General features: G+C 40.6%; 18 protein-coding genes. 3 read left to right on the top strand and 15 right to left on the bottom strand.

Annotated features, from left to right (window positions below; translation table 11 throughout):
- The 4 genes from lgt to rppH all read right to left on the bottom strand — a co-directional run bounded on the left by lgt (position 1) and on the right by rppH (position 4,505).
- Positions 1-804, bottom strand: a complete 804-nt coding sequence (gene lgt, locus HC000_RS04820) for a prolipoprotein diacylglyceryl transferase (protein ID WP_089367854.1) — start codon at positions 802-804, stop codon at positions 1-3.
- Between the two features lie 12 nt (positions 805-816).
- On the bottom strand, positions 817-1,626 hold the full coding sequence (locus HC000_RS04815) for a sulfite exporter TauE/SafE family protein (RefSeq protein WP_179807082.1): 810 nt from the start codon (positions 1,624-1,626) through the stop codon (positions 817-819).
- A gap of 67 nt (positions 1,627-1,693) precedes the next feature.
- Positions 1,694-3,958, bottom strand: a complete 2,265-nt coding sequence (gene ptsP, locus HC000_RS04810) for a phosphoenolpyruvate--protein phosphotransferase (protein ID WP_058372750.1) — start codon at positions 3,956-3,958, stop codon at positions 1,694-1,696.
- A 28-nt stretch (positions 3,959-3,986) separates the two neighbouring features.
- On the bottom strand, positions 3,987-4,505 hold the full coding sequence (gene rppH / locus HC000_RS04805; protein ID WP_008111786.1) for an RNA pyrophosphohydrolase: 519 nt from the start codon (positions 4,503-4,505) through the stop codon (positions 3,987-3,989).
- A gap of 426 nt (positions 4,506-4,931) precedes the next feature.
- On the opposite strand from rppH, the gene mutH reads away from it, so the two are divergent.
- Positions 4,932-5,603: a DNA mismatch repair endonuclease MutH gene (mutH, locus tag HC000_RS04800; RefSeq protein WP_011327439.1), complete on the top strand. Its 672-nt coding sequence runs from the start codon at positions 4,932-4,934 to the stop codon at positions 5,601-5,603.
- A gap of 412 nt (positions 5,604-6,015) precedes the next feature.
- Here the strand turns inward: mutH and eno are convergent, their stop codons facing one another.
- The 5 genes from eno to rlmD all read right to left on the bottom strand — a co-directional run bounded on the left by eno (position 6,016) and on the right by rlmD (position 13,509).
- A complete protein-coding gene (gene eno, locus HC000_RS04795) occupies positions 6,016-7,314 on the bottom strand; it encodes a phosphopyruvate hydratase (RefSeq protein WP_011327438.1) in 1,299 nt (432 codons plus the stop codon).
- Positions 7,315-7,423: 109 nt separating this feature from the next.
- On the bottom strand, positions 7,424-9,058 hold the full coding sequence (locus tag HC000_RS04790) for a CTP synthase (protein WP_179807081.1): 1,635 nt from the start codon (positions 9,056-9,058) through the stop codon (positions 7,424-7,426).
- A gap of 160 nt (positions 9,059-9,218) precedes the next feature.
- Positions 9,219-10,016, bottom strand: coding sequence for a nucleoside triphosphate pyrophosphohydrolase (gene mazG, locus HC000_RS04785; RefSeq protein ID WP_179807080.1), 798 nt, complete (start codon positions 10,014-10,016; stop codon positions 9,219-9,221).
- 2 nt (positions 10,017-10,018) lie between these two features.
- On the bottom strand, positions 10,019-12,175 hold the full coding sequence (gene relA / locus HC000_RS04780) for a GTP diphosphokinase (protein ID WP_179807079.1): 2,157 nt from the start codon (positions 12,173-12,175) through the stop codon (positions 10,019-10,021).
- 8 nt (positions 12,176-12,183) lie between these two features.
- A complete protein-coding gene (gene rlmD, locus HC000_RS04775) occupies positions 12,184-13,509 on the bottom strand; it encodes a 23S rRNA (uracil(1939)-C(5))-methyltransferase RlmD (protein ID WP_179807078.1) in 1,326 nt (441 codons plus the stop codon).
- 102 nt (positions 13,510-13,611) lie between these two features.
- Here rlmD and barA point away from each other — a divergent pair, with 102 nt between their 5' ends.
- Positions 13,612-16,368: a two-component sensor histidine kinase BarA gene (barA, locus tag HC000_RS04770; protein WP_179807077.1), complete on the top strand. Its 2,757-nt coding sequence runs from the start codon at positions 13,612-13,614 to the stop codon at positions 16,366-16,368.
- A 62-nt stretch (positions 16,369-16,430) separates the two neighbouring features.
- Positions 16,431-16,799 carry a VOC family protein gene (locus HC000_RS04765; protein WP_086995046.1) on the top strand — a complete coding sequence of 123 codons (369 nt, stop codon included), beginning with the start codon at positions 16,431-16,433 and terminating at the stop codon, positions 16,797-16,799.
- 135 nt (positions 16,800-16,934) lie between these two features.
- Here the strand turns inward: HC000_RS04765 and pdxJ are convergent, their stop codons facing one another.
- The 6 genes from pdxJ to lepA are packed head-to-tail and all read right to left on the bottom strand — an operon-like array spanning position 16,935 to position 22,748.
- Positions 16,935-17,666: a pyridoxine 5'-phosphate synthase gene (pdxJ, locus tag HC000_RS04760; protein WP_011327431.1), complete on the bottom strand. Its 732-nt coding sequence runs from the start codon at positions 17,664-17,666 to the stop codon at positions 16,935-16,937.
- Between the two features lie 22 nt (positions 17,667-17,688).
- A complete protein-coding gene (gene recO / locus HC000_RS04755) occupies positions 17,689-18,381 on the bottom strand; it encodes a DNA repair protein RecO (RefSeq protein WP_011327430.1) in 693 nt (230 codons plus the stop codon).
- Between the two features lie 22 nt (positions 18,382-18,403).
- A complete protein-coding gene (gene era / locus HC000_RS04750; RefSeq protein WP_011327429.1) occupies positions 18,404-19,336 on the bottom strand; it encodes a GTPase Era in 933 nt (310 codons plus the stop codon).
- Positions 19,326-20,003: a ribonuclease III gene (rnc, locus tag HC000_RS04745; protein WP_041454353.1), complete on the bottom strand. Its 678-nt coding sequence runs from the start codon at positions 20,001-20,003 to the stop codon at positions 19,326-19,328. Before rnc ends, era begins: the two co-directional genes overlap by 11 nt.
- Before the next feature lie 2 nt (positions 20,004-20,005).
- A complete protein-coding gene (gene lepB / locus HC000_RS04740) occupies positions 20,006-20,941 on the bottom strand; it encodes a signal peptidase I (RefSeq protein ID WP_058372740.1) in 936 nt (311 codons plus the stop codon).
- 16 nt (positions 20,942-20,957) lie between these two features.
- Complete coding sequence (gene lepA / locus HC000_RS04735) at positions 20,958-22,748, bottom strand: translation elongation factor 4 (protein ID WP_011327426.1); 1,791 nt, start codon at positions 22,746-22,748, stop codon at positions 20,958-20,960.
- Between the last annotated feature and the right edge of the window lie 17 nt (positions 22,749-22,765).

The raw sequence follows: 22,765 nt of genomic DNA, 5'->3' as shown, positions 1-22,765 counted from the left end.
CTAACCCTTTACCGCTGTTTTTTGTGGTGCTTGCTTATAAGCCCAAATTAATAAGCCTAACCCGCCTACTATCATAGGCAGCGAGAGTATTTGCCCCATCGAGATAAAATCAGCAAATAAACCCAGCTGTGCATCTGGTTGGCGAAAGTACTCAATACAAAATCTAAAAGTGCCGTAACCTAGTAAAAACACACCCGCTACACTACCAGCTGGGCGAGGCTTTTTAATAAACCACTGTAAAATTAAAAATAATACTAAGCCTTCAAAAAATGCTTCGTATAGCTGCGATGGGTGGCGTGCTAACGGCCCGCCGGTTGGAAATACCATAGCCCATGGTACATCGCTTACTCGACCCCAAAGCTCACCATTTATAAAGTTACCTATACGTCCAGCTAATAAACCTACCGGTACAAGCGGTGCAACAAAGTCGCCTACTTGCAGTATTGACTTTTTACGTGTCCAAGCAAAAATAACAACCGCGGTTATCACTCCTAAGGTGCCACCATGAAACGACATTCCACCTTGATCTATCCTGAACAAATATAGGGGGTTTTCTATAAAATAGCTAAATTGATAAAATAATACATAACCAATACGCCCACCAAGAATTACCCCTAGCATGCCGTAAAATAGGAAGTCGCCTACTTGGTCTTTAGTCCAACCTGAATTTGGTTTTGCCGCTTGGCGATTTGCAAACCACATTGCAAATGCAAAACCTATTAAATACATTAATCCGTACCAACGTACGCTCAGTGGCCCGACAGAAAATATGATCGGATCGATTACAGGAAATTCCAGTGCCATAAAAATAAACCTTTAGCTAAAAACCATTTTAATTGCGATGATAACAAGTAACACCGCGAAAACTTTCTTTATTGTATTAACCGGTAAATAGTGGGTTGCTTTAGCGCCAATAGGCGCTATAAACCACGAGGTAATTACAATCCCAAATAATGCGGGTAAGTATACAAACCCTGCAAAACCGTGTTCTAAATCGGTAACCTGCCATCCGGCACTGATATAACCAATAGAGCCAAAAAAGGCGATAACAATTCCGCATGCTGCAGCGCAGCCTATGGCCTTTTTAATATCAACCGAAAAATAATGCAGTAAAGGCACTATTAGTGCGCCACCACCTATACCTATTAATCCAGATAGTGCCCCCATAATGGCGCATAAGCTGCCTAGAATAGGACCCGACGGTAAAGGTTTTTCTGACAAAGGTTTATTGCGAGCTGATAACACCATTCTTAAAGCAATAAATACCACGCTTACAGCAAATACTGTGCGTAATATTTGCTCGGGTATTAAGCTTGCAGCAAAGCCACTAATTAGCGCGCCAACAGCTACGCCCGACATAACCCAAGGTGCAATAACCCAAGGCACGTTATCATTTTTATGATGAGCCAGCGCTGAAGATGTAGAGGTAAACAAAATAGAAGCAAGCGATGTTGCAATGGCAATAACTAATACGTTTTCAGTAGCCGTTACATTAAAAGCGAGTAATAAGGCACTTAATACTGGCACAATAATTAAGCCACCACCAATTCCGAGTAACCCGGCTAAAAACCCGACAACACAGCCTAGTAGCGCGCAACTTGCAACCAATAATCCTAGATCATACATAGTTATCCCATATACCTTTTATTATGCGCGTATCTTAATGGATTCTGATTACAGTTAACACGAGAATTTATTTGGGGGTATAAAATAAGTTACCCAGCTCATGCTCTATCATAAAGCTGCGAGTTAAACGCAATACTTGCTTAGCCGACGATTGCGCTAAGCACTCTTTAAGTAATGCTTCCATTTCGCTGACATGTAAGCGCCTAAGCACCCATTTAACTTTATTTAATGATGATAAGTTCATACTTAAACGACGATACCCCATGGCAATAAGTAATATTGCGCCTTCAGGATCGCCGCCAAGCTCGCCGCATAAACTAAACGGTAGCTCGTATTGCTGGCACTCACGAGCCACTTTATTTAATACTCTGAGCACTGCAGGGTGATACGGGTTAAACAGTTCTGCAACCCGCGCGTTTGATCTGTCTACAGCGAGCAGGTATTGCGTTAAATCGTTACTGCCCACTGAGCAAAAATCGACTTTTTTAGACCAGTCTGCCAGCATAAATACACTCGACGGTACTTCAAGCATAATACCTATATCGGGTCGTTCAATTGTTTGCTCTGGGTATTGCTCGTTCAGCTCAAAATACGCTTGCTCAAAAAGAGCTAATGATTCGTCTACTTCTTCTGTACCACTTATCATCGGCAGCATTATTTTTAAATTACCTAAGCCTATATTTGCTTTAAGCATGGCTTTGAGCTGATCTAAAAATAGCTCAGGGTGATCTAAACTAATGCGAATACCACGCCAACCTAAAAAGGGATTTTCTTCGGTAATATTAAAATAATCGAGAACTTTATCGCCACCAATATCTAACGTTCGCATTACTACCGGATTAGGGTAATAACTATTAAGTACTTCTCGGTACCAGGTTTCTTGCTCTGATTGCGATGGAAACTGCCCTTTTTGCATAAACCAGGCTTCGGTGCGGTACAAGCCAACGCCGTCACAAATATGGGCACTGTTTTGCTGCGTGTTTAACTCCAGCCCCGCATTGAGTAGTAAACTTATGTGTTCACCATCAAGGGTGACCGCTGTAAAGTTTTGCTCGGCTAAAAAACGATTATTAAGTAAGTTGTCTTGGTGTTGTAATTCTGTGTATTCATCAATTAGCATTTGCGATGGGGAAATATATAACCGCCCCGAAAACGCATCCAAAATCATTGGTTTACTATTTAATTGCAGTAATGGAATATCTTCGATGCCCCAAATAGCAGGCACGCCCATAGCACGGGTTAATATTGACGCATGACTGTTTGCCGAGCCATTTATGCTCACCACCCCCACTAAGCGATCGTTAGGCACCTCAGCCAGCATGGCTGGAGTAAGTGTATGCGCTATAAGTATGGTATTGGGTGGATAATCTTTTATTGCGAATTCGGTATTAACAAGGTGGTGCAACACTCGCAGGCCAATGTCTTTAACATCAACCGCGCGCTCTTTTATGTATGGGTCTTGCATGGCATTAAACTGAGCGATTAAACGCTCAATTACTATTTTTAAGGCGCTTTTTGCACACCAACCTTGTTGCAACTCCATCTCAACGTTATGACCTAAGCTTTTAGCATCGAGTAATTGCTGATAAACATCAAAAACAGCCAAAGCCTCATGCGGAATAGAATCACTTAGTGTCATTGATAGTGTATTAAATTCTTTTCGGGTTGCCGCTACGGCTTGGGTAAATAAGCGTCGTTGCTCATTTACATCGCTTTCTTTTTCAAGCTCAATTGATTTAAAGTTAACTTTAGGAATAACTACAAATGCATGGCCAATACTAATACCCGGAGCACTCGACACCCCTTTTAATACTGAGGTTTGATGAGAAGACTCATCTTGACGCAATACTTCTTTTATTTCAGCATGCGCTAATTGTGAGGCAAGTTGCGCCGACAAAGTAATTAAAAACGATTCTTCATCTTGGCTAAATACACGTGCCATTTTTTGTTGTACTACAATAACGCCCAGTACTTTTTTTTGATGCACCACAGGCACAGACAAAAATGCATTATAGCCTTCTTCGTTAACTTCTGGGGAGAGCTTAAAGCGGGGATGAGATTTGGCAAAGGCAATATTAATTGCCTCCTCGCGCTGTGCCACCAGCCCTACTAGGCCTTCGGTAAAGCCAATTCTAAACTTACCCACCGCATCGGGGTTTAATCCTTCGGTGGCCATAAGTACAAAGTTATCTTGGCTGTAGTCAGCAAAATAAATAGAGCAGCACTGGGTTTGCATGGCTTCTTTAACCATTGTCACAAAGCACGCTAAAGCACTGTCTAAATTCGCTTGTTGCGAAACCGACTCTGCAATAGACCTAAGTGTTGCCAGCATGTCCTGCTCCTTTAATTTACTAAACTAACTACCTTTTATTTCGCCAATGATCTTTTTGCTGTTCGCGTTTATTAAAAGGCATAGCAAAAGGAGCAAACTCTTTCATTACACGCCGATAAACATCGCGTTTAAACGACACCACCTGCCTTACCGGATACCAATAACTTACCCAGCGCCAATCATCAAATTCAGGATGGTGGGTTTTAAGTAAATTTACATCCTCATCTTTACAGCGTAGTTTTAGTAAAAACCATTTTTGTTTTTGCCCAATACATACCGGACTTGAGTCTCGGCGTATTAATCGTTTGGGTAACTTATAGCGTAACCAATGTTTAGAACTTGCAACTATCTCTACATCTTCTGGTCGCAAGCCTACTTCTTCGTGTAATTCGCGGTACATGGTTTGCTCTGGCGTTTCACCATCGTCAACACCGCCTTGGGGAAATTGCCAAGAATGTTGACCATAACGTCTAGCCCAAAACACTTGTCCTTGGTTATTGCAAATTACAATTCCGACATTGGCACGAAAACCTTCGGCATCAATCACCTTAGTGCCTCATTTGTAAGTCGATTTTTAATGATTGTTCCACATTACCTGCTTTACGGCAAACAATATTGGAATATTTACTGTGGTTACTCACAGCTTGTGCATAACTTTTATAAAACACGCTCATTTAGCAAACAAATCCACAATATAAGATCGCAAAACTGGATTTCTCCACAGATTCTGTGGATAAACATGTTTATATATGTGTACTCATTCAAACAACCTTAGTGTCACTTAATGAAAACTGAACAGTTTATTTTTAAATTTTATTATAATTCATGGGCTTATATTTATTTAACTGTTTATTAAAGTGTGTAAAATTGCACCAAACCCAAGGTGCACAAAAAACACTCAAAGGCAAAGATATCCACGGCTGGACTGATTTGCTATCATGGCGATGGTATTTATTCAACTTAAATAAACAGTATGCGACCTATAAAACCACATTCAATTAATGACTTAATGCAGCGTGTTAATAATATTGCTGGGCTTACCCTTGGCCAATTAGCCAATGAGTATAACTTTAAAACGCCTGACGATTTACTCCGTGAAAAAGGCTGGACGGGGCAATTAATTGAATATGTATTAGGCGCAACTGCTGGCTCAAAACCACTGCCCGATTTTGAAGATTTAGGCATAGAGCTAAAAACATTGCCAATTTCTTATAAAGGCAAGCCGCTAGAAACCACCTTTGTATCGGTAACCCCACTCATTAACGTTACTGGCATGACCTGGCACGCAAGCAGCGTGCGTAAAAAACTAAACCATGTACTTTGGTTGCCTATACTAAGTGAGCGCGACATAGCCCCGTTTGATAGAACCATAGGCAGCGGCTTTTTATGGCAACCCACACCTGAGCAAGACGCTTTATTGCAACGCGATTGGGAAGAACAAATGGAGCTTATTGCGCTAGGGCGTATTGATGAAATATCGGGGCATTTAGGTGACGCAATTCAAATTCGCCCTAAAGCCGCGCACAGTAAAATAGTAACCGATGCTATTGGCCCTAATGGTAAAATTATTAAAACCCTGCCCCGTGGTTTTTATTTAAAAACCAGCTTTACCGGCGAAATTTTAAAACAGCAGTTTCAACTTTAATTTGTACAAATAGAAGTAAATTAGGGCGGCATAAAATTTAACTTGAGGCGACAACTAACTTGAAAAACTCCGTTGTGAGTAAATCATTTAAAATTTTTGCACAAAGAGAAAAAATGAGAGTAAATGAGCAGTGACAAGACACATTATTTAGTCTTTTTAGCTTCTCTAAAGCGTAGCGCCTCATAACCTCTTTGTGCATATATTCACTTAAAGTCTTTTCACACTACTTTTAACATATTTAAACTAAAAAGAGAGATAGAAAACCCCACCTAAAAAACCGTATTTAAACTGTTACTGACAGTTATCTCACTTCTGATTTTCTGGTTACTGTTTTACTTTTTTTACCTAGGCAAAAAAAATCCCCACCAAAGTGAGGATTTATAAGCTTAAACATCATATTCTAATTAAAGAATTACTGACCTTTAACTTCTTTTAAACCGTTGTACGGTGCTTTATCGCCTAATTGCTCTTCAATACGAAGCAATTGGTTGTACTTAGCAACACGATCAGAGCGGCTTAATGAACCTGTTTTAATTTGACCTGCGGCTGTACCTACTGCTAAATCTGCAATGGTTGAATCTTCTGTTTCGCCTGAGCGATGAGAAATAACAACTGTAAAACCAGCATCTTTAGCCATTTTAATTGCAGCTAATGTCTCAGTTAAAGAACCAATTTGGTTAAACTTTATTAAGATTGAGTTAGCAATACCGTTGTCGATACCACGTTTTAAAATCTTAGTATTGGTTACAAACAAATCGTCACCCACTAATTGGATTTTATCACCCATTAGTTTAGTTTGGTGTGCAAAGCCATCCCAGTCAGACTCATCAAGGCCATCTTCGATAGACACGATTGGGTACTGCTGAGTTAAATCTTGTAAGAAGAAGTTAAATTCTTCAGAAGTGAACTTTTTGCCTTCACCTTTAAGATTGTAAATATTTGCTTCTTTGTCGTAAAACTCAGAGGCTGCACAATCAAGCGCTAATGTAATGTCTTTACCTAGCTCGTAGCCTGCATTTGCAACAGCTACTTTAATTGCAGCTAGTGCCGCTTCGTTAGATGCAAGGTTTGGTGCAAAACCACCTTCGTCACCTACCGCTGTTGAGTGACCGTCTGCTTTAAGTACTTTAGCTAGGCTGTGAAATATTTCTGCGCCCATGCGTAGAGCTTCACGGAAGTTTTTAGCGCCAATTGGTTGGATCATAAACTCTTGAATATCTACAGAGTTATCTGCATGTTCGCCACCATTGATAATGTTCATCATTGGTAATGGCATAGAGTAAACACCCGGTGTACCGTTTAAGTCAGCAATATGCTCATAAAGCTCAACTTTTTTAGATTGTGCAGCAGCTTTAGCCGTTGCTAGCGATACTGCTAAAATTGCGTTAGCACCTAATTTTTCTTTATTTTCGGTACCATCTAAATCTAGCATTACTTGATCAACAGTGCTTTGCTCAAGTGCATTTTGGCCTGCTAAAGCGGTTGCGATTTCATTATTAATAAAACCAACTGCTTTTAATACGCCTTTACCTAAATAACGAGATTTATCACCATCGCGTAATTCTAATGCTTCGCGAGTCCCTGTAGATGCGCCAGACGGCGCCGCAGCACGGCCCCATGAACCATCAGCTAAATGTACATCAGCTTCAACAGTTGGGTTACCACGCGAATCCATAATTTCGCGACCAATTACTTTTACGATTACTGACATCTTGATTCCTCTATATTCCCAAAATGGTGAATTACTGCCAACTTAATTTAAACTAATTTGGTTGGCATTTAAAACAAATAAGCCGTGCAATATGCACGGCCTATTAATATTACGAAGACGCTTTTTGGTGGATGTGAGCCGCAGCTACAAACCCTTCAAACAGCGGGTGACCATCGCGTGGTGTTGAAGTGAATTCCGGGTGGAATTGCGCTGCAATAAACCAAGGGTGATCTTTATTTTCAATAATTTCTACTAGCTTTTTATCTTCCGATAAACCAGTAAAGCTTAAACCAGCTTTTTCTAGCTGCTCTACAAAGTTATTATTAACTTCGTAACGATGACGATGACGTTCTACTATTTCATCGCTACCGTATACTGCATGCACTTTAGAACCCGGTGTTAAATGACATTTTTGTGCGCCTAAACGCATAGTGCCACCTAAGTCTGATTTTTCATCACGCTGCTCTACTTTACCTTCAGCATCTAGCCATTCGGTAATTAAGCCAACCACAGGGCTTGCAGATTGCGCGTTAAACTCAGTTGAGTTTGCATCAGTAAGACCCGCTACGTTACGAGCATATTCAATTAGCGCTACTTGCATACCTAAACAAATACCTAAGTAAGGCACTTTGTTTTCACGCGCGTATTTAGCCGCTAATATTTTACCTTCAACGCCACGACTACCAAAACCACCAGGTACTAAAATAGCATCTAAGCGCGTTAGTGAATCAACGCCTTTGGTTTCTAAGTCTTGTGAGTCGATGTACTGAATATTTACCGTTAAACGATTTTTCAGACCGGCATGTTTTAATGCTTCGTTTACAGATTTATAAGCATCTGGTAATTCAGTATATTTGCCTACCATACCAATAGTTACTTCACCTGTAGGGTTAGACTCTTGATAAAGTACTTGTTCCCATTCAACTAAATCAGCTTCAGGAGCTTCTAAATGAAAACGACGACATACAAAGTAATCTAAATCTTGCGACTTTAATAACGCAGGAATTTTATAAATACTGTCTACGTCTGGTAGTGATATAACCGCTTTTTCTTCTACGTTAGTAAACAATGCAATTTTTGCACGTTCGTTATTTGGTAGTTTGCGGTCTGAACGACAAATAAGAATGTCTGGCTGAATACCAATTGAGCGCAGTTCTTTAACCGAATGTTGCGTTGGTTTAGTTTTCACTTCGCCTGCAGGGCCTAAAAATGGCACTAGCGTTAAGTGAATAAATAGCGCGCGCTCACGGCCAATTTCAGTACCCATTTGACGAATTGCTTCTAAAAATGGTTGTGACTCTATGTCACCCACTGTGCCGCCAATTTCAACGATTGCTATATCATGGCCTTCAGCGCCAGAATAAACACGTTGCTTAATATCGTTAGTAATGTGTGGAATTACCTGAATTGTTGCTCCAAGGTACTCGCCACGTCGCTCACGACGTAATACATCTTCGTATACACGCCCTTGTGTGAAGTTATTACGACTCGTCATTTTGGTGCGAATAAAACGCTCATAGTGACCTAAATCTAGATCGGTCTCTGCGCCGTCTTCAGTAACGTATACTTCACCATGTTGAATTGGGCTCATTGTGCCTGGATCAACGTTGATGTAAGGATCCAGCTTTAAGATAGTAACATTAATACCACGGGCCTCTAAAATAGCTGCCAATGATGCTGCTGCAATACCTTTACCCAACGAAGAAACAACCCCGCCGGTAACGAAGATAAATTTTGTACTCATGCGAACCCTAGAATATCAGGAATTAAAAGGAATATAATACCCAAACAAGTGATTTTGGAATATAAACAGGACGGGGAGAAATTGTACCAAAGCATAGCCAATCAATCCAGCTAAAATTAGAAATTGTAAGCACAAAAAACAGCCATAATTTTACTACACACTATTTGACTTTTTTGATCTCATCCCATGCTGCATCCATCTCATCAAGCGTGGCCGACTCTAAACATTTTCCTTGGGCATTTAAATAAGCTTGTACTTTTTCAAAGCGAGTTGAAAACTTGTCGCTGGCGCTACGTAGTAATTGCTCTGGGTCGCGCTTTACATGGCGCGCAACGTTTACTGTAGCAAACAGTAAATCGCCCAGCTCTTCTGCGCTGTGATCTGAATACGGATTGTGAGCGAGTGCTTCTTTTACTTCCTCTACTTCTTCGCTCACTTTATCCAATGCACCATGGTAACTTGGCCAATCAAAACCAAGAGCAGCCACGCGCTGCTGAATTTTTTTAGCTTTACTTAAGCTTGGCATATTAACGGGAATATCTTGCCACAGCGAAGGCGTAGCATCTGCGCTTTTGGCGCTGCGCTCTTGTGCCTTAATTGCTTGCCACTGCGCAGCAAGCTCATCATCGCTTAGCGCTGTTTGCTGGTCGAACACATGAGGATGACGGCGCGTAAGTTTAGCGTTTAATTGTGTCACTATATCGTTAAAATCAAATAACTTTTGCTCATTAGCAAGTTGAGCATAAAACACAATTTGAAAGAGTAAATCGCCAAGTTCATTTTTAAGCTCACCTAAATTGCCCGATTCAATGCAATCGGCCACTTCAAACGCTTCCTCAATAGTGTGTGGCACTATTGAGCTAAAAGTTTGCTTACGATCCCAGGGGCAGCCAATCTCAGGATCTCTTAGCGTTTTCATTATATGCAGTAGTTGCGCAAGCGCGGCGTTATCTGTCATATTTATTGCCCTCGCTTTGCACTGTGTACACCTTCAATTTGGTGTAACTTAGAAAGCACTCTATTAGTACCCGACAGATCGTGTACCTCTATTTGCATGGTAAATATAGCAATTTGATTATCATCAACGGTATTTACATTCATATTTAGCACATTCACTTTTTCGTTGGCTAACACTACACTTATGTCGCGAATTAAACCTGAGCGGTCGCTGGCCTCTATTCTAATACTTAGCGCATAGGAGTTATGAATATCGTCTGACCAGCTTACAGAAATAACTCGCTCTGGGTGCTGAGTTTTTAAATTATTAAACGAGTCGCAATCATCACGATGTACACCAATACCACGCCCTTGCGTTATATAGCCAATAATTTCATCCCCCGGAACCGGACGACAACATTTAGCAACATGACTCATTAAGCTACCTACGCCATCAACCACAATACCGTTATTATCGCCGGTTACTTTTGTTGGGTTTTTAAAACGTATTACCGGCTCGTCTTCGGGGCGATCGGTAACAAAGTTAAGCATTTGATTAAGGCGAATATCACCTGCGCCAATGGCGACCATTAAATCGTCGAGCTCTTTAAAGTTAAAACGCTTAATAGCGGGTGCTAAGTCTCTATAATTTAAATCGAGTTTTTGCAGTTCGTTATCGAGTATTTCTTTACCGGCACTAAGATTTTTGTCGCGATCGAGCTGTTTAAACCAATGGTGTATTTTGGCTCTAGCACGCGATGACTTTATATAGCCTAATGATGGGTTTAACCAATCGCGGCTGGGGTTTGGCTGTTTTTGGGTAAGAATTTCTACCTGATCGCCGGTGCTTAACTGATGGGTAAATGGCACAATTTTGCCAAATACTTTAGCGCCAATACAACGATGCCCCACATTAGAGTGAATATAATAAGCAAAATCTAATGGTGTTGCCCCCAGTGGTAAATCAAAAATATCGCCTCGTGGGGTAAATACGTATACGCGGTCTTCTACCACTTGATTTTTAAGCTCTTGTGCTAGGTCGCTGCCATCAACCACTTCTTCTTGCCATTGTAATAGTTTACGCAGCCAGCTAATTTTTTGCTCATAACCTGAGCCTCGCCCTGGCAATGCGCCTTCTTTATACATCCAATGCGCAGCAACACCCAGCTCGGCATCTTGGTGCATATCGCTGGTGCGAATTTGAATCTCTACCGTTTTGCCTTCGGGGCCAAATACCACGGTATGAATAGACTGATAGCCATTTTGCTTAGGTGTGGCAACGTAGTCGTCAAACTCTTTATGCAAATGACGCCAGTTAGTGTGCACTATGCCCAGCGCGCCGTAACAATCTTGCAGGCGCTGCACCACAATACGCATTGCGCGAATATCAAACAGTTGATCAAACTCGTAGTTTTTTTGCGCCATTTTTTTATAAATGCTGTAAATATGCTTTGGCCGCCCGTAAACCTCTGCTTCTATGCCCGCCTCGCTTAAGCGGCTTTTAACTTGCGCTACCATGTCTTCCATGTAGGCTTCACGCGCTAGGCGTTTGTCATCAAGCTGTTTGGCAATGTTTTTATAAATATTGGGGTGCAAATACCTAAACGATAAGTCTTCAAGCTCCCACTTTAATTGCCCTATACCTAAGCGGTTTGCCAGTGGAGCAAAAATGTCGGCGGTTTCTTTGGCGGCAATAACACGGTCTTCTTCTGCGGCATTTTTAACATTGCGTAAATGACATACTTGCTCTGCTAACTTAATAACAACCGCGCGCACATCCTCTACCATAGCAAGTAACATACGGCGAATATTATCAACCTGTACCGTGCCTTTGCCTTGGTGCGCCAAAGTGCTAATAGTAGCCATTTGTGCGACCCCGTTTAGCAATACCGCAATACTGCTACCTAGCTGCTCTTCAACAGTTTCAAGGGTGACTAAGTTATTTATAAAATACGGCGTTAAATAAGCAGTAGCTAATGAGTCTGCATCAAGATTAAGCTCGGCTAAAATTTCGACCATTTCAATAGCTGTGCTTTGTCGGGTGGTATTGTCGCACGCTAAACAAAGTGCCTGTGCTTTATTAAGCAACTCTACTTTTTCTGCCGACAGAGCAAGTAACTTTAAGCGACTAGCAAAGTCCCCGGTTTCATCCTGTTGATGTGATTGACGTGTAGCTACCATAATGCGCTTTACCTCCGTTGAAATAACGCCATAGTTTCAATATGCCCGGTGTGCGGAAACATATTCATTAGCCCAATTTTATGCAGTTCAAAGCCTGCTTGCGAAATAATAGCGCTGTCACGGGCTAAAGTAACAGGGTCGCATGAGACGTATAAAATAGTTTTAAACTGCTTTAAAGGAAGTTGTTCTAATACCGTTATTGCCCCAGTACGTGAGGGGTCTAACACCAGTACATCTAAATTTTTATTAAACCACGAAGCCGTTTCAATTTTATTTGTTAAATCAAAGCAATTAAATTGAGTATTAGTGATTGAGTTAGTGTGCGCATTTTGCGTTGCCATTGCAACCGCTGAAGCAACCCCTTCTATACCAATTACTGTTTTTGCTTGTTTTGCCAGCACTAGTGAAAAGTTACCAATACCACAAAATAAATCTAATACGTTTTCGTCGCCTTTTAGTGCCAGCCAATTTTGTGCTTGTTTAAGCATTGCTTGATTAACGCTAGCATTAACTTGGATAAAGTTATTTAAGCCAAATTCAAACTTTAACCCTAACTCTTCAAGTGCATAAAATGGCATGGCTAAATGTGAGTGTTCAATTACTTCACTTTCGCTTTGCCACACTAATTGCCATTGTTGCTCAGCGGCACTTTGTGCTACCAGTGCTTTTATACTCTCTGAAATAGGTTTTGTGTGGCGAATAATAACAAAGTTTTGCTCATCGCCTTGGCACAATTGCAAGTGAGATACACTGTGCAATGCCTTGTGTTGATTAATTAAGTTATCAAATACAGTAAATACATTTGCAAATACTTCACTTAGTACTGGGCACTCATTAATACTAATAATACTTTTAGAGCCACTTGCTCTATAGCCTACATGCATTTTTTTTGCTTTTTTATCAAACATTACCGCTAAACGAGCACTTCGTCTGTAATGAGTGGCTTTACTTAATAAGGGGGCTTGCCAGTTTAATTCATCAAGCTTGGCAAACTTTTCAAATAATTTGCTCACCGCTATTTGCTTTTCGACTACCTGTTGGCCGCTATCTAAATGCTGCAACTGACACCCACCACATTGATTATAATGCTCACAAAATGGTGCTACGCGATATTCACTCGCCTGTAATACTTTATGTGTTTGCGCTTCGCTGTAACGCGCTTTGTCGGCAACAATGGTGGCTTTTACTTGCTCGTTTGGCAAAGCATTACTTACAAAGCACACTTTATTATTGTGTTTCGCTATGCCGCGACCATGGTGATCCATGGCGGTGATATCGAGCACTAAAGACTGTTGTTTTAGCGGTTTTTTTGTTGCTTTAAATATTTGCGCCATTAGGCATTACCTTAAACATTTGATGAATCGACTCCAATTGCAGAATACCTCATTATCCGTATATACTCTGAGCATGCTGATAACAATAATAACGCTCCCAATATGACTAAATTAGGCTTACGCGATTCTGTTTTAACACTCACTCTGATCCCCACGGTGATCATTGGATTGTTACTCGGTGGTTATTTTACAATAAATCGTTACATTGAGCTTGATGAAATTTTATATCAACAAGGGACTACTATTTCAGAGCCCCTTGCTATTGCACTTGAGCAGCCATTACTTGAAAAAAACAAACAACTACTAAATCGTGTCATTAGCTATACCCACAATAAGCACTCCCCAGTAGTAAAAGCGATTGCATTATTTGACGACAATAATAAGCTAATAATAACCAGTAACTATCATCGCTCGTTTGATGACTTGCTCAACAACGAGCAACTAAATAATCTTAATGCCACTCAAGTTCATAAAACAGATGATTTAATTACCTTTTTTACACCCATTATTAATCACACAAGTCCTGATACAAAATGGGATAAATCGATATTTCAAACCTCACTAGGAACTGTAGTATTACAGTTAAATAGAGATCAAGCAGTTATCGGTCAGCAAAGGGCCTTACTGGTCAGTGGTATTGTTATTATACTAGCCTTGGTCTTGGCCGCTATTTTAGCACTTAAACTTAGCCATATGTTTATGAGCCCTCTTAATAAATTAGTACTGGCAACCGATAGGCTCGTAGAAGGTAAAAGAGAAACTGGTTTAAACGAGTCCATGATTGGTGAGTTTGAGTTACTCCGCGAAGGGTTAAATACTATTTCTTACTCTATGGTGATGCAAAAAGATGAAATGCAAAAAAACATTGATCAAGCCACCAGTGATTACCGCGAAACATTAGAGCAGTACGAAACGCAAAATATTCAGCTCACTATGGCAAAAAAAGAAGCTCAAGATGCCAACCGAGTTAAATCTGACTTTTTGGCAAAAATGAGTCATGAGCTACGCACCCCTTTAAATGGCGTGATTGGTTTTACGCGTCAGCTGCATAAAACGCCATTAAATAAAAACCAAAAAGATTACTTAGATACCATTGAGCTGTCGGCTAATAGTTTAATGACCATTATTAGCGATATATTAGACTTTTCAAAATTAGAAGCGGGCGCTATGGAACTTGAGTCTATTCAGTTTCAGTTGCGCGATACCGTTAACGAAGTAATGACGCTGTTAGCCCCAAGCGCCCATGATAAACAGCTTGAGCTGTCTATTTATATTAGCCCGCAAGTGCCCGATCACCTAACCGGTGATCCTACGCGATTAAAACAAGTTTTAATTAATTTATTAAGTAACGCAATTAAGTTTACCGAAAAAGGCGCTATAAAAGTCGACATTAGCCATAGACTACTCGATGATGAGCGCACCTCAATTTTAGTTTCAGTGGCCGATACAGGCGTAGGTATTCCTGTTGATAAGCAAGATGCATTATTTACCGCCTTTGGCCAAGCCGATTCAAGTATTACCCGTAAATTTGGTGGCACTGGCTTGGGGCTAATTATCACCAAGCATATTGTAGAGGCCATGAGTGGTAAAATTACACTTAACTCAGCCCCTGGTAATGGCACCTGCTTTACCTTTAATGGCGTATTTAGACTGCCTAATCATGTGTTTGCCAGTGACTTACCAACTAAATCTTTGCTCGGTAAGCATGTTTTATATTTAGAGCCACACGAGCACACCCATCATGCTGTTTTATCTTTGCTTAACGAATGGCAAATAAGTGTGACCGGCTGCTTTAGCGATGCAGAATTTTTAGCTGCAATCGACAATAAAGAGCAGCAATATGATATTTGTATCATTGGTGATATGGCCTCGGTTAACGATATGCAGCGTTTAAAGGCTCATGTAAAAGCGGTGCGTGAATCAACCGACTATTTATATTTAATGCTCAACACGGTATCGCATAGTATGCGTGAAGCCTTTATTGGCAGTGGCGCTGATGCCTGCTTAAGTAAACCACTTAACCATCGTAAATTGTGTGAACTACTTGCCGCGCCGTATCGATTAGATCACCCGGTGCACAACATTGAGCAAAATGAGCAAACACTCTTGCCGTTAAAAGTATTAGTAGTTGACGATAATGACGCTAACTTAAAATTAATTTATACCTTACTTAATGAGCAGGTTGAGCTAATAGACACAGCGCACAATGGCTCGCAAGCTTACAGTTTAAGTAAAAGCCATAAGTACGACGTAATATTTATGGACATACAAATGCCAATTATGGATGGTATTACTGCCTGTAAGTTAATTAAAGAATCATCATTAAACGAAGATACGCCCATCATTGCCGTAACCGCACATGCACTGCATAGCGAAAAAGAGCAGCTATTAAAAGACGGTTTTGAAGGGTATTTAACTAAACCGATTGATGAGGACATGCTCAATCAAATTATTTGCGATCACAGCCCACAACTACCGGTTAGCCGCGATAAACTAAAAAACATGCCACAAAGCCCGCCCCCTTTTAAGAGTGTGCGCCTTGATTGGGGCATAGCACTGCAACATGCTGGCGGTAAAAGTGAGCTGGCATTAGAAATGCTCAATATGTTATTACTCAGCGTGCCCGAAACACTTAGCCTATTAGCACAAGCTATTGCCGATGAAGACTGCAAACAAGTACTGAGCATTATTCATAAGTTACATGGTGCGTGTTGCTACACTGGCGTTCCTAAATTAAAGTCGTTGGCCGAAACAATCGAAACCGCGTTAAAAAGTAACTGCGTATTAGCCAGCATTGAACCTGAGTTATTTGAACTACAAGACGAGCTAGAGAACTTACTACTTGATGCTAAAAATTAAAGGCTCGAAACTATAATACGATAGCTATTGCGCCATCAGTACAATAAATAGGAAGAGACTTTATGAGCAATAACAAGGTAATTGGTAGTATTGAATGGCGCGATCTTACTGTGGCTGATGCACAACAAATCAGCGACTTTTATGCACACGTTGTTGGTTGGCAAAAAGAGCCTGTAGATATGGGCAGTTACAATGATTTTAATATGAATAACGCACAAGGGACAATAGCAGGCATTTGCCATGCAAAGGGCGATAACGCCGACTTACCAGCACAGTGGTTAATGTATGTTCGCGTAGAAAATGCTCAGCTTAGCGCACAAAAAACGCTGGAGTTAGGAGGTGAAATTATTAAAGGGCCGACTGAATATGGTGGCGAAAGCTATTTTATTATTCGCGACCCAAGTGGCGCTATTTTGGCAGTATATTCATAGCTTTTATTAGCTTTAATAATACTCAACCAAGCTAGTTGGTAATTTACATAATAGCGAGGCTCAAAACCCGAAGCTTCATGCACCTAATAGTACTAAGTAGCAAGAAGCTTCAAGTAGCTTATTTAAAGCGAGGCTTTAGGCACGCGCTTCAAGCATTAAGCGTTTCATATCGCGTACGGCTTTATCTAGCCCATCAATGGCGGCGCGAGCAATAATGGCGTGACCAATATTAAGCTCATAAATTTCTTCCATTGCGGCAATTGGTTTTACATTATGGTAATGCAAACCATGGCCCGCATTGACAATTAAGCCAATACTGGCTGCGTATTTAACGCCTTGGCGAATATGTTCAAGCTCTTTGCTTATTGCCTCATCGGTTGTAGCATCTGCATAAGCACCGGTATGAATTTCAACATACGGAGCGCCTGTTGCTTTAGCTGCATCTAGCTGCGCTTTATCGGCATCAATAAATAACGAAACTTTAATACCTGCGTCGCTCAAGGTTTTTGTTGCTGCGGTAATTTTTTCAAGATTACCCGCCACATCAAGTCCGCCTTCGGTGGTTAGCTCTTCGCGTTTTTCTGGCACTAGGCATACGTACTCAGGTTTTACCTCAAGTGCAATATTGATCATTTCATCGGTTACGGCTGTTTCAAGGTTCATGCGTGTTTGTATGGTTTTAGCCATTACATACACGTCACGGTCTTGAATATGACGGCGATCTTCACGTAAATGAATAGTGATACCGTCGGCTCCTGCATGCTCAGCTACACTTGCTGCATGTGCTGGATCAGGGTAGCTAGTGCCACGTGCTTGGCGAAGTGTTGCAATATGATCAACGTTTACACCCAAAAGAATATCTTTCATTATTTTACCTGTAAAATTACGTTTATTGAGAGGCCGCAAATAACTCACGACTTTTTAATGGTTTATTACCAAGTAGTGGCTTTAATAAGTAGCGGCTTAATTGCTTTGCCATATATAACACATCTGCTTGGCTAAAGTCATGATTAGCTATGGCATTAAGTTGCAAACCGCTAAATCCAGAGCGCGGATCGTCTTGTACTAAAAAGCCAACTTCTGCAAAATAGCTATACGTTCGCTTTTCATCTATGGGTTCACCGCTGGCGTCAAAACTAAAATCGACGCCATAACCTAATAGTTCTAATAGTTGAAATTCGTAAGAACGCAGTACTGCTTGTAAATTAGCACCGCTATTAAGGTTTTTTAAGTGCGTATTATAAAGCTGAAAAACCTGATCAATCGGTTCATTAATTGGCACAATTCGATTAGTTAATTCATTTAAATAAAAGCCGCAATAAAGCTCATCACCTTTTAAAAAAAGTGGCGTTCCGTGCAGTTCAAATTTGTTGATGTATTTTAAATCGTACTTGCCGTTGTAATGTACCAACAAGGCTTGGAAAGGTTGTAATTGCGCTTTATGTTTAGTGGCCTGGCGGCCACTAATACGGGCTAGCATTCTAAGTTGGCCAACGCCTTCTACTAGCATATCAAGCATTACTTGGGAGTCACTATAAGGACGCCGATGTAATAAATACGCTCTGTAGAAGTCGCTATCCATAATTTAAACTGCTAGCAGATTATTAGTCTTCACCATAACCTAGGCTTCTTAATGCGCGCTCGTCATCAGCCCAACCCGATTTAACTTTAACCCAAAGCTCTAAAAACACTTTATTATCGAGCATTTCTTCAAGATCTTTACGTGCTTCGCGACCAATGGTTTTTAGCTTTTCGCCTTTATTACCAATCACCATACGCTTTTGTGTTTCGCGCTCAACGAGTATTAAACCATTGATATGCCAAATACCGTTTTCTTGCCATTTAAACTGCTCTATTTCAACAGTAACAGAATACGGTAGCTCCTCGCCCATAAAACGCATTAGCTTTTCACGAATGGTTTCTGCTGCCATAAAGCGCATTGAACGGTCGGTTACGTAGTCTTCTGGAAAATAAAATTCACTTGGCTGAAGGCGTTTAGTTACTTCAGCTTTGATCAAGTCGATATTTTTACCTTGCTCAGCCGACACTGGCATAATACCAATAAAGTCAAACTTGTCGCCTAACCACTTCATATGAGGCAGCACTAGGTCGCGATCTTTTACTAAATCTATTTTATTGATCACCAATAATACCGGCTTACCACTTTGCGATACTTTATTAAGTACCATGTCGTCATCGGCATTCCAGTGGGTGCCTTCAACTACAAATATAATAAGCTCTACATCACCAATTGAACTTGATGCTGCGCGGTTCATTAAGCGGTTAATAGCACGTTTTTCTTCAACGTGTAGGCCTGGTGTATCAACGTAAACAGCTTGATGCTTACCTTCGGTATGAATACCCATAATACGGTGGCGTGTGGTTTGTGGCTTACGTGAGGTAATACTAACCTTTTGCTCAATAATTTTATTAAGTAAAGTAGATTTACCTACGTTAGGGCGCCCTACTATTGCGATCATGCCGCAAAACGTATCTATATCGCCATCGTGTGGTTGTATTAAGGTATCAAGGTTCATTTTTGAGTATCTTCAATGCTTTTTCAGCAGCTTTTTGTTCGGCTTTACGACGCGAGCTACCAACAGAAATAATGCTATCCATGCCATCAACAATACATTCAACCGTGAATGTTTGATTGTGTGCCTGGCCTTTTGTATCAACAACTGTATAGCCCGGTAACGATAGTTTACGAGCTTGCAAATGCTCTTGCAGCAGGGTCTTAGGATCTTTTTGATTAAGCCCTGGTGAAATAGCATTTAAACGCTCTTCATACCAAGATAAAATTAATTCGCCACAGCGTTCAATATCCGAATCTAAAAACACAGCGCCAATAATCGCCTCTACGGCATCGGCAAGTGTTGACTCGCGACGAAAGCCGCCACTTTTTAGCTCGCCTGGACCTAAGCGTAAATAATCCCCTAAGCCAAACTCTAAGCCAAATTCAGCCAATGTTTGACCACGCACTAAGGTAGAGCGCATACGGCTTAAATCGCCTTCACGCGCTTTAGGAAACTTAGCATACAGCGCATTTGCAATCACAAAGCTTAAAATTGAATCGCCTAAAAATTCTAGTCGCTCGTTATGCTGACCTTTATGACTACGATGCGTCATTGCTTGCTCAAGCAAGCCTTGATCTGCAAATATGTAGTCTATTGTTTTGTATAGTTCTGTTACATTTTTTTTCATTGCTATTGAATATTACCTAGGCGTTCAAAACGAACACCAGTTGGAACCCATCCTGGTAAAATGTCATCTGGGCCATTATCAAATTCAAAACTCATCCATATAAAGACAGCTTTACCCACCAAGTTTTCTTTTGGCACAAAACCCCAAAAGCGACTATCTTGGCTGTTATCGCGATTATCACCCATCATAAAATAATGATCAGCAGGAACAACCCATTCATCGGTAGGTGTACCTGGTTGCTGATAATAACGCCCTTTACGTTCAGGCGCCTGAGGGTTAATTAAAATATCATGGCTTAACGTAGTTAAGTTTTCATTTAAACGCGCTAATGCCATTGAGCCTTGCTTAAATTCGTCATCATTAATTAATTTAAAATCAATTTTATTAAATTCATTACAAAGCAGCTCACCCTGCTGGGTTTCACCAGCTTTACAATTAGGTTGAATATATAAACGCTTATCACGATAAACAATTTTATCGCCAGGCAAGCCTATTGTGCGTTTAATAAAATCGACCTTTTCGTCTAGCGGGTATTTAAAAACAATAATATCACCACGCTCAGGCTCACCTACATCAACTAATTGGCTGCGCCATACTGGGTCTTTAATTCCGTACGAATACTTTTGCACTAAAATAAAATCTCCTACTAATAAAGTAGGCATCATTGAACCTGAAGGTATTTGAAACGGTTCAAACATAAACGATCTAAATATAGTGATAGCAGCAATCATCGGAAAAATCGACTTTGCTGTTTCAGTAAGCATAGGCTCTGGTGCAATTAATGCGGCAGTTTCTTCATCTAATTTACCACCAGCAGAAGCCTCTGCCATAGCCAAATGCGCATTTCGTTTCGGCGCAAACATTAAGTGGTCTATTAACCATATTAGACCTGAGCCTAAGGTTAATAGCACCAATAAAACTGAAAAATAGCCAGCCATTTATAATCCTTTGTTTTTATTTACCAACTTTTAAAATAGCTAAAAACGCTTCTTGAGGCACTTCAACGTTACCTACTTGCTTCATGCGTTTTTTACCATCTTTTTGCTTTTTAAGTAGCTTTTTCTTACGACTCACGTCACCGCCGTAACACTTAGCAATTACGTTTTTACGCATCTGTTTTATCGTAGTACGGGCAATAACATGTCCGCCAATAGCTGCTTGAATCGCAATATCAAACATTTGACGTGGAATTAGCTCTTTTAGTGCATCGGCTAATTGGCGACCACGTGATTGCGCACTATCGCGATGAGCAATGATCGCCAGCGCGTCGACGCGCTCTGAGTTGATTAAAATATCAACACGTACCATATCTGATGTTTGGAAATGCTTAAAGTTGTAATCAAGCGATGCAAAGCCACGACTGGTTGATTTTAACTTATCAAAAAAGTCCATAACTACTTCTGCCATAGGCAGTTCGTAAGTTACCGCAACTTGCTTACCATGATATGACATTTTAGTTTGCATGCCACGCTTATCAACACACAAGGTAATAACACTACCTAAGTATTCTTGCGGCACTAAAATATTGGCTTCTACAATCGGTTCACGAATTTCTAAAATATCGTTTACCGCAGGTAAATCAGATGGGTTATCAATTTGGAAAGTCCCGTCTTTTTTAGTCACTACTTCATAAATTACGGTTGGTGCTGTGGTAATTAAATCAATATCGTATTCACGTTCTAAACGCTCTTGAATAATTTCCATGTGTAGCATGCCTAAAAAGCCACAACGAAAACCAAAACCAAGTGCTGTTGAGTTCTCTGGTTCGAAAAATAACGACGCATCGTTTAAGCTTAATTTATTAAGCGCATCACGAAACGATTCATATTCATCAGAAGCAATTGGGAACATACCTGCATACACTTGTGGTTTTATTTTTTGAAAACCAGGTAAACGCAATGGTGCCGCATTTTTTTGATGAGTAATAGTATCGCCAACAGGTGCACCATGTATTTCTTTAATACCAGCAATTACAAAGCCTACTTCACCGGTTCTTAAAATACCTGTGTTAGTTTGCTTTGGTGTAAATACACCTACCTGATCGGCTGTGTGTACGTGATCGTTCGACATGATTTTAATTTTGTCGCCCGCGCGCAGTTCACCGTGCTTAATGCGCACTAATGATACAACACCTTGGTATGGGTCAAACCATGAGTCAATTATAAGTGCTTGAAGAGGAGCATCTTTATCGCCAACCGGTGGCGGTACATCTTTAACTATCATTTCAAGTACTTCGGCAATACCAACGCCAGTTTTAGCGCTACATTGCACAGCATCTAGGGCATCAATACCAATAATATCTTCAATTTCTTCAGCCACACGAAGCGGATCGGCTTGTGGTAAATCTATTTTATTAAGTACAGGAATAACTTCTAAGTTCATTTCAATGGCAGTGTAACAATTTGCCAGTGTTTGTGCTTCAACACCTTGACCAGCATCTACAACGAGTAACGCACCTTCACATGCTGCTAATGAGCGTGATACTTCATAAGTAAAATCAACATGCCCTGGGGTGTCGATAAAGTTAAGCTGGTAGATCTCGCCGTCATTGGCTTTATAATTCAAGGTTACACTTTGCGCTTTAATGGTAATACCACGTTCGCGCTCAATATCCATTGAATCCAAAACCTGTTTTTGCATTTCACGGTCGGTTAAACCACCACAAACTTGGATCAAACGATCTGAAAGGGTCGATTTACCATGGTCAATGTGGGCGATGATCGAAAAATTACGGATATGCTTCATAAAATGGATTCTAAACT

This window comes from Pseudoalteromonas sp. MIP2626, from assembly GCF_013414205.1.
Taxonomy (GTDB): Bacteria; Pseudomonadota; Gammaproteobacteria; order Enterobacterales; family Alteromonadaceae; genus Pseudoalteromonas; species Pseudoalteromonas nigrifaciens.
The sequence above is the reverse complement of the archived record's forward strand: the minus strand, read 5'-3'. Positions and strand labels throughout refer to the sequence as shown.